Annotated in this window: 13 protein-coding genes; 8 read left to right on the top strand and 5 right to left on the bottom strand. The window is 71.1% G+C overall.

Translation table 11 applies throughout. The features are described 5' to 3' along the window. The first annotated feature begins 115 nt into the window (after positions 1-115). The gene (locus tag VGD70_RS36385) at positions 116-637 is read left to right on the top strand and encodes an adenine phosphoribosyltransferase (RefSeq protein WP_331089640.1); all 522 of its coding nucleotides are present in this window, start codon (positions 116-118) and stop codon (positions 635-637) included. A 3-nt stretch (positions 638-640) separates the two neighbouring features. Here the strand turns inward: VGD70_RS36385 and VGD70_RS36380 are convergent, their stop codons facing one another. After that, positions 641-1,411: a class III extradiol ring-cleavage dioxygenase gene (locus tag VGD70_RS36380; RefSeq protein ID WP_331089638.1), complete on the bottom strand. Its 771-nt coding sequence runs from the start codon at positions 1,409-1,411 to the stop codon at positions 641-643. Positions 1,412-1,514: 103 nt separating this feature from the next. Between VGD70_RS36380 and VGD70_RS36375 the strand changes: the two genes are divergently transcribed. Both VGD70_RS36375 and VGD70_RS36370 read left to right on the top strand, forming a co-directional pair. Continuing rightward, on the top strand, positions 1,515-3,827 hold the full coding sequence (locus VGD70_RS36375) for a bifunctional (p)ppGpp synthetase/guanosine-3',5'-bis(diphosphate) 3'-pyrophosphohydrolase (RefSeq protein WP_331089636.1): 2,313 nt from the start codon (positions 1,515-1,517) through the stop codon (positions 3,825-3,827). A gap of 51 nt (positions 3,828-3,878) precedes the next feature. Beyond that, a complete protein-coding gene (locus tag VGD70_RS36370; protein WP_331089634.1) occupies positions 3,879-4,778 on the top strand; it encodes a hypothetical protein in 900 nt (299 codons plus the stop codon). Between the two features lie 19 nt (positions 4,779-4,797). Here the strand turns inward: VGD70_RS36370 and VGD70_RS36365 are convergent, their stop codons facing one another. The 3 genes from VGD70_RS36365 to VGD70_RS36355 are packed head-to-tail and all read right to left on the bottom strand — an operon-like array spanning position 4,798 to position 7,148. Further along, positions 4,798-5,517 (bottom strand): helix-turn-helix transcriptional regulator, encoded by a 720-nt coding sequence (locus VGD70_RS36365; protein ID WP_331089632.1) that lies wholly within the window; start codon positions 5,515-5,517, stop codon positions 4,798-4,800. A gap of 34 nt (positions 5,518-5,551) precedes the next feature. After that, positions 5,552-6,307: a peptidylprolyl isomerase gene (locus VGD70_RS36360; protein WP_331089630.1), complete on the bottom strand. Its 756-nt coding sequence runs from the start codon at positions 6,305-6,307 to the stop codon at positions 5,552-5,554. 1 nt (position 6,308) lies between these two features. After that, positions 6,309-7,148 (bottom strand): peptidylprolyl isomerase, encoded by an 840-nt coding sequence (locus VGD70_RS36355; protein WP_331089628.1) that lies wholly within the window; start codon positions 7,146-7,148, stop codon positions 6,309-6,311. 222 nt (positions 7,149-7,370) lie between these two features. Here VGD70_RS36355 and VGD70_RS36350 point away from each other — a divergent pair, with 222 nt between their 5' ends. Beyond that, positions 7,371-9,629, top strand: a complete 2,259-nt coding sequence (locus VGD70_RS36350) for a tetratricopeptide repeat protein (RefSeq protein ID WP_331089626.1) — start codon at positions 7,371-7,373, stop codon at positions 9,627-9,629. Here VGD70_RS36350 and VGD70_RS36345 read toward each other — a convergent pair. Then, positions 9,610-10,563, bottom strand: a complete 954-nt coding sequence (locus tag VGD70_RS36345; RefSeq protein WP_331089624.1) for a nucleoside hydrolase — start codon at positions 10,561-10,563, stop codon at positions 9,610-9,612. The two genes, VGD70_RS36350 and VGD70_RS36345, sit on opposite strands and share 20 nt — an antisense overlap. Positions 10,564-10,630: 67 nt before the next feature. Here VGD70_RS36345 and VGD70_RS36340 point away from each other — a divergent pair, with 67 nt between their 5' ends. The 4 genes from VGD70_RS36340 (at position 10,631) to VGD70_RS36325 (ending at position 13,546) form a co-directional block, all read left to right on the top strand. After that, on the top strand, positions 10,631-11,206 hold the full coding sequence (locus VGD70_RS36340; protein WP_331089622.1) for a TIGR00730 family Rossman fold protein: 576 nt from the start codon (positions 10,631-10,633) through the stop codon (positions 11,204-11,206). 183 nt (positions 11,207-11,389) lie between these two features. Further along, positions 11,390-12,160, top strand: a complete 771-nt coding sequence (locus VGD70_RS36335; RefSeq protein ID WP_331089620.1) for a GGDEF domain-containing protein — start codon at positions 11,390-11,392, stop codon at positions 12,158-12,160. 35 nt (positions 12,161-12,195) lie between these two features. Beyond that, a complete protein-coding gene (locus VGD70_RS36330; RefSeq protein WP_331089618.1) occupies positions 12,196-12,894 on the top strand; it encodes an MBL fold metallo-hydrolase in 699 nt (232 codons plus the stop codon). Between the two features lies 1 nt (position 12,895). Beyond that, positions 12,896-13,546 (top strand): hypothetical protein, encoded by a 651-nt coding sequence (locus tag VGD70_RS36325; protein WP_331089616.1) that lies wholly within the window; start codon positions 12,896-12,898, stop codon positions 13,544-13,546. Positions 13,547-13,589 lie beyond the last annotated feature (43 nt).

Raw genomic sequence — 13,589 nt, 5'->3', positions numbered from 1 at the left:
CACCCGCAACCCGAAGGCAGCGGAAAACCGCCGCAGGCCGACGGGAAAGCAGGGCGGCCGGGCGACGGGCAAACCTTCGGGCCGCCCATCCGGCAAGAAGCGGCACTAGCCGACGTTGGGCGATCTCGAGCGCGCGCTGGGATTGGTACGCACGGTTCCGGACTTCCCGGAGCCGGGCGTACTGTTCCGCGACCTGAACCCCCTTTTCGCGGACGCGCAGGCGTTCCGGGCACTCGTGGAGGCCCTGACCAAGACCATTCCGTCCGACGTGGAGGTCATCGCCCCGGTGGAGGCACGAGGCTTCCTCCTGGGCGGCGCCCTCGCGGCGGCCCTGGGCTGCGGTTTGGTCCCGATCAGGAAGCCCGGAAAACTCCCCGTGGTAGCCGACCGGGTCGACTACGCCCTGGAGTACGGCACGGCGACGCTGGAACTGCCGGGGGATGTCCTCCGAGCAGGCCAGCGAGTCGCCGTGGTGGACGACGTGCTGGCAACGGGCGGCACGGTAGCGGCGGCGTGCGAGCTGGTGGAGCGAGCAGGCGCGGAAGTAGCGAAGATCTCGGTGGTCCTGGAGCTGACAGCACTAGGCGCACGCGATCGCCTGAAAAGCAGGAACATCGAGGCGCTGCAGGCAATCTAGGGCTCAGGCGAACTGCAGGGAGCGCTTCGACAGCCCGTACCAGTACCCGTCGATGACGGACTGCGGAGCCTCCTCCCCGGACGCCAGAGATGCGCCAACGGAGACGAACAACGGCGCGAAGTGCTCGGTCCGAGGGTGCGCAAGATGCCCGGACGGCGCCTTGTGCAGGAAGTCGATCAGCGAGTCGAAGTCCCGCGAGGCCAGCACTTCAGCCCCCCACCTATCGAACTCCGCTGACCAGGACGGCGCCGCGGCGCCAGGGTCAGTCATGGTCACCTGCGACAGGTTGTGCGTGAAGAACCCGCTACCGATGATCAACACCCCCTCCTCCCGCAACGGGGCCAACCGCCGGCCGACGGACATCAACTCGACGGGGTCCAGAGAAGGCATGGAGATCTGCAGCACCGGCACGTCGGCAGCGGGAAACATCTCCACCAGCGGAACGTAGGCCCCATGATCGAGCCCCCGCGTGGGCTCCTCGTACACCGGCGAAGCCGACAACAGCGACCGCACCGAAGCGGCGAGGGCCGGCGCCCCAGGAGCCGGGTACCGCACCGTGTAGTAGTGCGACGGAAAGCCCCAGAAGTCGTACACCAGCGGCATCGTCGTCGTGGCGCCGAGTGTCAGCGGCGCGTTCTCCCAGTGCGCGGACACGATCAGCACCGCCGTCGGCCGGGGCAGGGACGCGGACCAGGCCGCCAGCTGGCGGGTCCACACCTGGTCATCGACCAGGGGCGGGGCTCCGTGGCTGAGGTACAGCACCGGCATGGCCATGAACGTCTCCCAAAGGTTGAAGCTTCAACAACAGCGTAGCAGCAACCCGTTGAACGTTCCGGGATCGATTCGCGGCTATTCTCAACTAACAGAGGAGCCGCGAGTGAGCCAGAACGTCGAGACCGGGGCGCAGCAGGACGGCGCCGGGCAGCAGGTCCCCCCGCGCGCGCCGTCCGCGACGCGCCGGGTTCGCGCGCGCCTCGCCAGGCGCATCACCGCCCAGCGCTCGGCCCCCGTCAAGCAGGTGCTCGAGCCGCTCGCCGCGGTCCACCGCGAGCTGCACCCCAAGGCCGAGCTCCCACTGCTCCAGCACGCCTACGACGTCGCCGAGGAGGCCCACCGCGGCCAGCGGCGCAAGTCCGGCGACCCCTACATCACCCACCCGCTCGCCGTCGCCACCATCCTGGCCGAGCTGGGCATGGACACGATCACCCTCGTCGCCGCCCTGCTGCACGACACCGTCGAGGACACCGAGTACTCGCTCAAGAACCTGCACGAGGACTTCGGCGAGGAGGTCGCCCGGCTCGTCGACGGCGTCACCAAGCTCGACAAGGTCCAGCTCGGCAGCGCGGCCGAGGCCGAGACCATCCGCAAGATGGTCATCGCGATGGCGCGTGACCCCCGCGTCCTGGTCATCAAGCTCGCCGACCGGCTGCACAACATGCGCACCATGCGCTTCCTGCCACCGGAGAAGCAGGCCAAGAAGGCCCGCGAGACCCTCGAGGTGCTCGCCCCGCTGGCCCACCGGCTCGGCATGGCCACCGTCAAGTGGGAGCTCGAGGACCTCGCGTTCGCCATCCTGCAGCCCAAGAAGTACGACGAGATCGTCCGCCTCGTCGCCACCCGCGCACCGTCCCGCGACACGTACCTGCACAAGGTCACCGACGAGCTCACCTCGAGCCTGGAGGCGTCCCGGATCAACGCCAAGGTCGAGGGCCGGCAGAAGCACTACTACTCGATCAACCAGAAGATGATCGTCCGCGGCCGCGACTTCGACGACATCAACGACCTGGTCGGCGTCCGCATCCTGGTCGACGACGTGCGGGACTGCTACGCCGCGATGGGCGTGGTGCACGCGCTCTGGCAGCCGATGCCCGGCCGGTTCAAGGACTACGTCGCCCAGCCGAGGTTCGGCGTCTACCAGTCGCTGCACACCACGGTCATCGGGCCGGACGGCAAGCCGCTCGAGGTGCAGATCCGCACCCACGAGATGCACCGCACCGCCGAGTACGGCATCGCCGCGCACTGGCGTTACAAGGAGACCCGCGGCACCCACGACGGCCAGACCGTCGAGATCGACGAGATGGCCTGGATGCGCCAGCTCCTCGACTGGCAGCGGGAGGCGGCCGACCCGGGCGAGTTCCTCGAGTCGCTGCGCTACGACCTCGCCGCGCGCGAGATCTTCGTCTTCACCCCCAAGGGCGACGTCATCACGCTGCCCGCGGGCTCCACGCCGGTCGACTTCGCCTACGCCGTGCACACCGAGGTCGGCCACCGCTGCATCGGCGCGCGGCTCAACGGCCGGCTCGTCGCGCTGGAGCGCAAGCTCGACAACGGCGACGTGGTCGAGATCTTCACCTCCAAGGCCGAGGGCGCCGGCCCCACCCGCGACTGGCTGGCCTTCGCCGCGTCGCCGCGGGCCCGCGCCAAGATCAAGCAGTGGTTCGCCAAGGAGCGCAAGGAAGAGGCGATCGAGGCCGGCAAGGAGGCGATCACCAAGGAGGTGCGCCGGGTCGGCCTGCCGATGCAGCGGCTCGTCTCCGCGGACTCCATGGCGGCACTCGCCCGCGAGCTGCGCTACGCCGAGGTCAGCGCCCTGTACGCGGCCGTGGGGGAGGGCCACACCTCCGCGCGGCACGTCGTGCAGCGGCTGGTGGCGCTCCTCGGCGGCGTCGAGCACGCCGAGGACGAGCTGGCCGACCGGGCCACGCCGTCCACGGTCACCCGCCGCCGCGCCACCGGCGACGCCGGCGTCATCGTCAAGGGTGCGAACGACATCTGGGTCAAGCTCGCCCGCTGCTGCACCCCGGTGCCGGGCGACGACATCCTGGGCTTCGTCACCCGCGGTGGCGGGGTCAGCGTGCACCGGACGGACTGCACCAACGCGGGCGAGCTGCTGGCCACGCCCGAGCGGCTCGTCGACGTCGAGTGGGCGCCGTCGGACTCGTCGGTGTTCCTGGTGGCCATCCAGGTCGAGGCGCTCGACCGGCACCGGCTCCTCTCCGACGTCACGAAGGTGCTCGCCGACGAGAAGGTCAACATCCTGTCGGCGTCGGTCACCACGTCCCGCGACCGGGTGGCGGTCAGCCGGTTCAGCTTCGAGATGGGCGACCCCAAGCACCTGGGTCACGTGCTGAAGGTCGTGCGCAGCGTCGAGGGCGTGTACGACGTCTACCGGGTCACCTCGGCGTCCTGACGTCCGATTCGTTCAAGACCCGCGGTGCCCGCGCGACCTAGGTTGGGTCACGTGACCGAAGCCAAGAACGACGTCCTGGCCCGCGCCGCCGACCACGTCCTGATGTCCGCCCGGGTGCTGGAGCGCCGGCGGTTCGAGCACCTGTTCGGCGCCGGCGCGGCCGCCGACGTGGTGGCCGCCCTCGTGCCCTACCGCAACCCCGACGGCGGGTTCGGCAACGCGCTGGAGCCGGACTGCCGGGCACCCGGGAGCCAGCCGGTGACCACGATGGGTGCCCTCTCGATTCTCGACGAGGCCGGCGTGGCCGAGGGCGAGCTGGTCGAGGGAATGTGCGACTACTTCGCGTCGGTGAGTGCGGCGGACGGCGGTGCGCCGTTCGTGCATCCGTCGGCACGCGGATATCCCATGGCGCCCTGGTGGCAGATTCCGGACGACTACGTGGGCTCGCTGATCCCCACCGCCACCGTCGCCGGCCTCCTGCACAAGAACGGTGTCGAGCACCCGTGGCTGGCGCCGGCCGCGGACTTCTGCTGGCGCACCATCGACGCGCTCACGGACACCCACCCGTACGAGGTGCTGGCGTGCCTGTCGTTCCTCGACCACGCACCGGACCGCGACCGTGCCCGGCGGGCCGCCGAGCGTCTCGGTGAGACAGTCCGAACGCGACGGCTGGTGCGCATCACCGGCGACGAGCCCGTTCCGGACGGATACGCGCCCGGCGAGGTGAAGCACCCGCACGACTACGCGCCGCGGCCGGATTCCCTTGCCCGGCAATGGTTCTCCGACGCGGAGCTCGAGTCCGGCCTGGACGGTCTGCTCGCGGAGCAGGGCGCGGACGGCGGCTGGCCGGTGCGGTGGCGGATCTGGAACCCGGTGATCGCGTACGAGTGGAGTGGCTGGGTGACCATCGAGGCGCTGTCGGTCCTCACGGCCTACGGCCGGCTGTCCTGAGTGGACTAAGAGGCCGCTGTCAGGTCTGGCCCAGGAACTCCGTCGGGCTGACCCCCGCGAGCGCCTTCACCTCACGGGACAGGTGTGCCTGGTCGGCGTACCCCACCCGGTACGCGACGTCGACGAGCCCGGTGCCGCCGCGGGCCAGCCGCATGGCCTCGTCGAACCGCAGCACCCGCTGGAGCACCTTGGCCCCGTAGCCGAACGCGGCCAGGCATCGCCGGTGCAGCTGGCGCTCGGTGAGCCCCACCGCGTCGGCCATGGCGCCCACCCGCGTGCCGCCGCGGGCCAGGTGCAGCAGCGCCGGCACGGCCGGGTCGGGGCCCGCGGGCACGCCGGCGAGCACGGCGCGGGTGAGCACGTGCTGAGCGCCGGTGGTCGAGCCGGTGGCGGCGAGCTGGTCGGCCAGCCGGCGGACGCGGTCGGGCCGCCACAGCTCGGCGAGCTCGACCCGCTCGTCGCGCAGGGCGTCCGCGGGCACGCCGAGCCCGCCCGGCGAGCGGCCGGTGTGGAAGCGGGCGCCCACGAGCTCGCCCGGCACCGGCTCGAACAGGTGGGCCCGGGTGTCCGGCCCCGCCACGAACAGCCGGCCGGTCTGCCGGTGCCACATGATGTCCACGCACGCGTCCGGCACGATCCGCTGCGGATCGGTCGCCACGGGAGAGACGTGGCGCGACCACACGCACGTGAGCAGCCCGCGTGCGGGCACGGCCACTGGTCGCTCCAGATAGCGGTCCACGCACCGGATTGTGGCAGGGGCCACCGACAGAAGCTCAGCTCACCTTCGCGGAGGTGATGCTGACCGGCTTGTTCGGCGCGCCGTCCTCCGAGGACATGCCGCCCGGTGCGACGCCGGCCGCGGCGACGACGTCCAGCGCGGCGAGTCCGGTCGGGTCGAGCGTGCCGAACACCGAGTAGTCGGGTGACAGCGTGGAGTCGCCGTACACCAGGAAGAACTGGCTGCCGCCGGTGTCCGGCCCCGCGTTGGCCATCGCGACCGTGCCACGCGGGTAGCCGACCGCCCCGGGAGCGGCGCCCGGCGCGGGCGTCAGCGTCGTCGGCAGCTCGTCGGGGATCGAGTAGCCGGGCCCGCCGGTGCCGTCACCCTTGGGATCGCCGCACTGCAGCACCTTGAGCCCCGCGGACGCGGTCAGCCGGTGGCACTTGGTGTCCGTGTAGAACCCCTCGCTCGCGAGGTGCACGAAGCTGCGCACGGTGCACGGCGCGGCCTCCGGGTTCAGCGTGATCGTCAGGTCGCCCGTGTTCGTCTCCAGCAGCACGCTGCTGGCGGGGGTGTCCTCGTGCGGCGGCAGCCCCACCGGCGCGTCCTCGCCGGGTGTCGCGGTGAACTCGCACGGGTCGGCCGCGGCGGTGCCGTCCGACGACGTCGTGGCCGGCGCGTCGCTGCCGGAGGAGCCGGAGGAGCTGGGGGACCCGGCCCCCACCGGCTCGCCGCCGGTCCGCGTCGCGCACCCGGCGACCAGCACCGCCGCCAGCATCAGGCCGGCGGCGGCCATCCGCTGCCGCACGTCACTTCGCGATCGTGGCGCTCTGGACCTGGACCGGCTTCTTCGGCGCGCCGTCGTCGGGGCTGTTGCCCGGCGTGATGCCCGCCTTGGCGATCTTGTCGATGACCCGCAGGCCGGACTCGCTGACCTGGCCGAACACCGTGTAGTTCGGCGGCAGGGTGGAGTCGCCGTAGACCATGAAGTACTGGCTGCCGCCGGAGTTCGGGCCGCTGTTGGCCATCGCCAGCATGCCGCGCTCGTAGAGCTTCAGCGGCTGGCCGGACGCGTTGGCGGGCGCGTTGGCGAGGTCCTTCGGCAGCTCGTCGGGGATCGAGTAGCCGGGGCCGCCGGTGCCGTCGCCCTTCGGGTCACCGCACTGCAGCACCTTGAGCCCCGCGGACGCGGTGAGCCGGTGGCAGGTGGTGCTGTCGAAGAACTTCTCCTTGACCAGGTGTTCCATGCTCTGCACGGTGCACGGCGCCTTCGCGCGGTCCAGCGTGAGGGGGATCTGGCCCTGGTTGGTCTTGAGGGTGACCTTGACCGTGCCGGTGTTCGGCGTCTTGGCCGGGTCCTCCGGCATGCCGACGTTCTTCGGCGGCTGCGCGGCGGCGCTCTCGGCGTAGGCGCACGGGCCCTTGGTGGTCGTGCCGGCCGACTGGGTGTCGCTGGGGTTGGCGGCGGCCTGGGACTTGTCCGGACCCAGGTTGGTCAGCCAGTACACCAGCCCCACCACCGCGACCACCACGATCACGGTCAGGCCCACGCCCCAGATGCGGCGCCGCTTCGCGCGCTCCGCCCGGCGGGCGAGCTGTCGCTCCAGCTTGCGCTTGGCTGCCTGCCGACGCTGCTCGTTGCTCGGCACCGGGCACCCTCCTGACCTCAGACGTCCTTGCCGGGCGGCAGTCTATGGGTACCCCCGGTAAGAACCGTGTTGAGGTCCGCGAAATTCTCAGCCGATTGCCAGGTTCGGAGCCAATGCGGTGTGACCGCTGCCCTTCGGGGGTGGAAAACTGGATACTGGGCGTGGCAGCAGTGACACGTACCGATGAGAGACCCAACGCTGTGTACTGACAAGGTGGACTCCATGCAAGAGAGGCGAGACGACGGGACATCGCCGTTCGCCGAGGAGCTGGAACGGCTGCTGCGCAAGCGGGGCCTGTCCTGGCGTCGCCTGTCCGACCTCATCGGCTACACGCCGAGCTGGCTATCCAAGATCAAGCACGGCGCGCCGCCGTCGGCCGAGCTGGCCCGCAAGTGCGACCAGGTCCTCGAGGCGGACGGCCAGCTCATCGCGCTCGCCGCGGCCACGGGCGGTCCCGTGCGGCTGGCCCAGCTGCCGGCCGCCGCGGCCACGTTCGTCGGCCGGGAGGCCGAGCTCGCCGCGCTGGCCCAGAACCTGGCGTCGGCGGGCGACCCCGGCAGCCCGCAGATCGTCGCCGTCGACGGCCCGCCCGGCGCCGGCAAGACCGCGCTCGCGCTGCGCGTCGCGCACACGGTCGTCGAGCACTACTCGGACGGCCAGCTCTACGTCGACCTGCGCGGCTACTCCCCGGACGGCCAGCCGCGCATCGCCGACGAGGTGCTGGAGGAGTTCCTCACCGCGCTGGGCGTCCAGATCGACGTCATCCCGGCCGGCCTCGAGGCCCGCGCCAAGCTCTACCGCTCCGTGCTCGCCGACCGCCACGTGCTGGTCGTGCTGGACAACGCCGCCGACTCCCAGCAGCTGCAGCCGCTGATGCCGGCGTCGGCGGGCTGCGGCGTGGTCGTCACCAGCCGCAAGCGCCTGGGCGGGCTCGCCATCAACGGCGACCGGCGGATCACCCTCGGGCCCATGACCGAGGAGGAGTCGATCACGCTGCTGCGCAAGGTCATCGGCACCGACCGGGCCGCCGCCGAGCCGGAGGCGGTCCGCGCGCTCGCCGGCCGCTGCGGCCACCTGCCGCTCGCCCTGCGCATCGCCGCCGAGCGGGTCGCCACCCACCCGCACCACTCGGTGAGCCTGCTCGTCGAGGAGCTCGCCGTCGAGGAGGAGCGGCTCGAGGCGCTCGCCACCGACGACTCGGTGGCCGTGAAGACGGTCTTCTCCTGGTCCTACCGCGACCTGTCCGCCGACGCGGCGCGGATGTTCCGGCTCATCGGCCTGCACACCGGCCAGCACGTGCGCACCGGTGCCGCGGCCGCGCTGGCCGGCCAGTCCGTGGTCCGCGCCCGCCGCCTCCTCGACCGGCTCACCGGCGTGCACCTGGTGGAGGGCCTGGGCAGCGACCGGTACCGGATGCACGACCTGCTGCGGGTCTACGCGGCCGAGCAGGCGGGCGCCGAGGAGCCCGAGGAGCAGCGGATCCTCGCGCTGCGCCGGATGGTCGACTGGTACCTGCACAACACCTACGCCGCCAACCACATGCTCGCCCCGCAGCGGCACGACCCGACGCTGGAGAAGTCCGAGTTCGACATCGAGGTCGCCGACTTCGACTACGAGTCGGCGCTCGAGTGGTGCGAGATCGAGATGTCCAACATCGCCACCGCCACCCGCACCGCCGTCGAGATCGGCGAGAACGTCGCCGGGTGGAAGCTGCCCGCCGGCTCGTTCAACTACCTGCACCTGCGCAAGCGCTGGACGTCCTGGGTGGCCTCGCACGAGGTCGGCGTCATCGGCGCGCGCCGGGCGGGCGACCCCTACGGCGAGGCGTGGGTGCTCAACAACCTGGCCATCGCCTACCGGGAGCTGCGCCGCATCGACGAGGCCAAGGAGTGCTTCCAGCAGGCCCGCGCGCTGCGCATCGAGATCGGCGACCGCGTCGGGCAGGCGTGGAGCCTCACCGGCATCGGCTTCATCGGCTTCGACCAGAGCCGGTTCGACGCGGCCGCGCTGCACTTCGGCGAGGCGCTGGACATCTTCCGCGAGGTCGGCGACCGGCACGGCGAGGGCATCGCGCTCGCCAACGTCGGCGACGCCTACCGCTGCCTGCGCGACTACGACCGCGCGGTCGACGCGCTCGAGCAGGCGCTGCGGTTGTTCCGCGACATCGAGGACCGCTACGGCGAGTGCTACTCGCTGGTCAAGCTCGGCGACACGTACTCCGAGCTCGCCCGGCGGACCGACGCGCTCGACTGCTTCGACCGTGCCCTGGAGACCCGGCACGACCTCGGCGACCGGTGGGGCGAGGGCGAGGTGCTGCACAAGCAAGGGCTTTTACTGCACGACGGCGGACAACCCGAGCTGGCCGCCACGTCGCTGCGCGCCGCATTCGAGATTTTCGACGAGCTGGGCGATCCCCGCGCGGCCGATCTGCGGGAGCTGTTGAGCGAGACCGGCGGAGCGGTCAGCTTTTCAGGGAATTGAACATCTGGTCGAGGAAAGTGGGCACGTCCACCTTGTCCGCGACCTTGATCGGCACGCGTCCGGCGCCGGCGTTCGTGGAAATGTAGGCGTCGCTGGAGATGGACCGCAGATCCGACACGACCTGACCGCGGGTGTGCGTTCCTGTCAGCTCCACACCCAGTGGCATGGCACGGTATCCGGCCAGCTTCGGGTCCAGCATGATCGCGGCCGCGAGCGGGTCGTGCAGCGTGCAGGAATGCTCGCCGAACATCGTGGAATAGAACTGTCCATAGTGGTCCAGAAGGTTGTTGGCGAATTCCGCGCGAGGGCCGGCCAGCTCCGCCAGTGCGGTCAGCCATTCGGTGCCGACGCGGGCCTGCTCGGTGGCGTCGAGACCGACCAGGGTCAATTCGGGAAATCCCGCGCCGAGCACGAGATCGGCGGCTTCCGGGTCGTGGTAGAAATTCGCGTCGGCGTACGGCGTGATGTTTCCGGGCACCGTCACCGCGCCGCCCATCACGACGACCGCCCGGAGCAGGGCCGGTAAGTCGGGCTCGAGCAGCACCGCGAGCGCGATGTTGGTCAGCGGCCCGAGCGCCAGCAGGGTCAGCTCGCCCGGCTGCGCGCGGGCCAGCCGCACGATCTGCTCGGCGGCCGAGCCGGGGGCGATGGTGCCGCGGGGCGGTGGCCCTGCGTGACCGCCCAGCCCGTCGTCGCCGTGCACGAACTCCGCGGTCTGCAGCGGCTGGGCCAGCGGCCGCGCCGCGCCGACGGTCACCGGCGGGTTGAGCCCGACCAGCTCGAGCACGCGGAGTGCGTTGAGTGCCCCGAGTGGGGCCGGTACGTTGCCGTGGACGCTACCGACGGCGACGATCTCAGCGTCCTCCTGGGCCGCTAAGTACATGATCGCGAGGGCGTCGTCAACCCCCGGATCGGTGTCGAGAATGATGCGCACGCTGTGGCACTCAACCAGACAACCCGGTCGGGATGCCAGACCGGGGGTACGTGATGTGATCATGTCTATGCGGGTATGCGTTTTCTGCGGATCATCGACAGGTATCGGCCCGAGCTACCGGGCGGCGGCCGAGAAAGTCGGCCGCACGCTGGCCGAACGCGGCGTCGGGCTGGTCTACGGCGGCGCGAGCGTCGGCACGATGGGCGTGGTCGCCGACGCGGCGCTCGCCGCCGGCGGCGAGGTGATCGGCGTGATCCCCCAGGCACTCGTCGACCGCGAGGTCGCCCACCCCGGGCTCGCCGACCTCCGCGTGGTGGCTGACCTGCACGAACGCAAGGCGCTGATGGCGTCGCTCGCGGACGCGTTCCTCACCCTGCCGGGTGGTGCGGGCACCCTCGAGGAGCTCTTCGAGGTGTTCACCTGGGCCCAGCTCGGCCTGCACCACAAGCCGATCGCGCTGCTCGACGTGGACGGCTACTACCAGCCCATGCTGCGGTTTCTCGACCACATGGCGGGACAGGGCTTTCTCAACGGCGAGTATCGGGGGATGCTCATCGTCGAGACGGACGTCGACGCCGTGCTGGACCGCTACGCGGACTATCGGGCACCGCGCGACAAGTGGGCGTCTGGTGACCGAGAGTGATTGCCGACCGCACCTGGTGATTCCCCCATTCGGTGTTTCCTCAAACCGTCAACACGTCAACACTGTTCAGCCCCTGCGTGACTCCCGATAGTTACCTGTATACGGCCGGTGAGGACCGTCGATCGACGGCGAACCGGCATGGAGTCACCTAAACCCACAGGTGAGCATGGCAGGGGAGAGTCGATGAGCACCGCGAGGGCGGGGACGGGAAAGTCGGCGACGGGGGCCGCCGACCGGAAGTCCGGTCATGAGCAACCCGAGATCGTGGCACCACGGTCCGGCGAGCGTCCACTGCACCCGGTGCCGGACAGCCACCGGCGTTGCAACTCGTGCGGCCAGGTCGTCACGGACCGGCCCACCGGGCTGATCGAGCGCTGGCACTGGGACGAGCTCGCCGCGGAGGAGGTCGCCCGGTCGCGCGGCATTGGGAACTCCATCGCGCTGATCATGATCGACCTCGACCGGTTCAAGGACGTCAACGACAACTACGGCCACCTCGCCGGCGACACGATCCTGCGCGGCGTCGCGGACGTCATCCGCGAAACCACCCGCGAGGGGGACCTGGCCTGCCGCTACGGCGGCTCGGCCGGCGACGAGTTCATCGTGCTGCTGCCCGAGTCCGGTCTCGAGGAGGCCCTCGCCGTCGCCGAGCGCATCCGCCGCGGCATCAGCGACATGTCGGTCACCGCCAAGGTCACCCGCGACATGTCGGCCACCATCGAGGGCCAGACCGCGTCGATGGGCGTGGCCACCTACTGCCTGGGCGACCTCGCCGAGCTCGACCTCGAGGACCTGATGCTCGACGCCGACGTGTCGCTGCGCGCGGCCAAGCGGCACGGGCGCGACCGGATCTGCGTGGCCAACGTCGACGTCACCGGCGACCACTCGCACCGCAACCGGGCCGACCGCAGAATGGCCACGTGGTCCCGGTTCCGCAGGCTGCGTTCGGTCTGACCGGGCGGGCGATCGGCGGCGTGTAAGTTTCGCTCGTGCTTGTTGTCGGTTTCCCCACCGGGGCTTTCCAGGCCAACTGCTATCTCGTCGCGTCCGGTGAGGGCGAGCCGTGTGTGATCGTCGATCCCGGCCAGGACGCGGTCGAGCCGATCACCGAGGCGCTGCGCAAGCACCGGCTGTCCCCCGTGGCGGCGCTGCTCACGCACGGCCACTTCGACCATGTCTATTCGGTGGCGCCGATCTGCGACGGCAACGACATCCCGGCATGGATCCACCCCGAGGACCGGGAGATGCTCACCGACCCGCTGAAGGGCATCAGCCTGGAGGGCGCGCAGTTCTTCGGCGGGCGGCTGGAGATGCGTGAGCCGTCCGAGGTCCGCGAGCTGGCCGACGGCGTCTCGCTCGACCTGGCCGGGCTGTCGCTCACCGTCGACCACACGCCGGGCCACACCCGCGGCTCGGTGGTGTTCCGCAGCGAGCTCGACGAGGGCGGCCGGGTGATCTTCGCCGGCGACACGCTCTTCGCCGGGTCGATCGGCCGCACCGACCTGCCCGGCGGTGACATGCGCACCATGGTCACGTCGCTGCGCACCAAGCTGATGACGCTCGCCGACGACACCGTCGTGCTGCCGGGTCACGGGCCCAGCACCACGATCGGCCGCGAGCGCGCGTCGAACCCGTTCATCCTCGAGCTCGACGACCCCACCGGGTTCGGCCCGACGCGGGGACTGTGAGGTGACCGAGCCCGGCCGCCCCGCGGCGGAGCCCGAACGTGTCCCCCTCAACCTCACCGAGCAGTCCGGCGCCCGCCGCCGCGGCTGCGTCGCGTTCGGCGTCGCGGTGGTGTTCGGCGCGGCGATCGGCGGCCTGGTCGGCCTGCTCGCGGGCCAGACCGCGGCCCTGGTCAGCGCCGCGGTCGTGATCGTGGTGCTCACCTTGTTGTCCTGGGTTTCCGGCCGGCGCAGGCTGTGGCTCGAGGGCGATCTGATCGTCGCGAAGGCGCTGGGCCGCAAGAGTGTCGACCTGCGGCACGCGGATCGGATCGAGCTGCTGGTCACCGACATTCGCGGCACCCGGACCATCGGCATGCTGGTGGCCCGCGCGGGCAAGACCATCAACCTGTCGCTGGCTGTGTATGCGGGCACCGGCGGTCGCGAGCTCGGCATCCTGGTGCTGCGCCGGCTCGCCGACATCCTCGCCGGCAGCGACAACACCAGCGGGCTCGTGTTCTCCCAGCTGCTCGTCGCCCAGCTCCGCGCCGAGGCCAAGGGCGAGGCCGCCGCGGACCGGCCGCTCTACCGGCTGGCCTCGCTCGCCCCGACCGGCCGCCTCGCGCAGCGCCTCAAGCCGGAGGCGGTCACTCGCTTCGTCGCAAGTCTCGACTGACCTGACTCGGCCGGCGCGGGGTCGCCTCCCGGTCCGCCAGCTG

This window comes from Actinophytocola sp. (assembly GCF_036402745.1).
Taxonomy (GTDB): Bacteria; Actinomycetota; Actinomycetes; order Mycobacteriales; family Pseudonocardiaceae; genus Actinophytocola.
The sequence above is the reverse complement of the archived record's forward strand: the minus strand, read 5'-3'. Positions and strand labels throughout refer to the sequence as shown.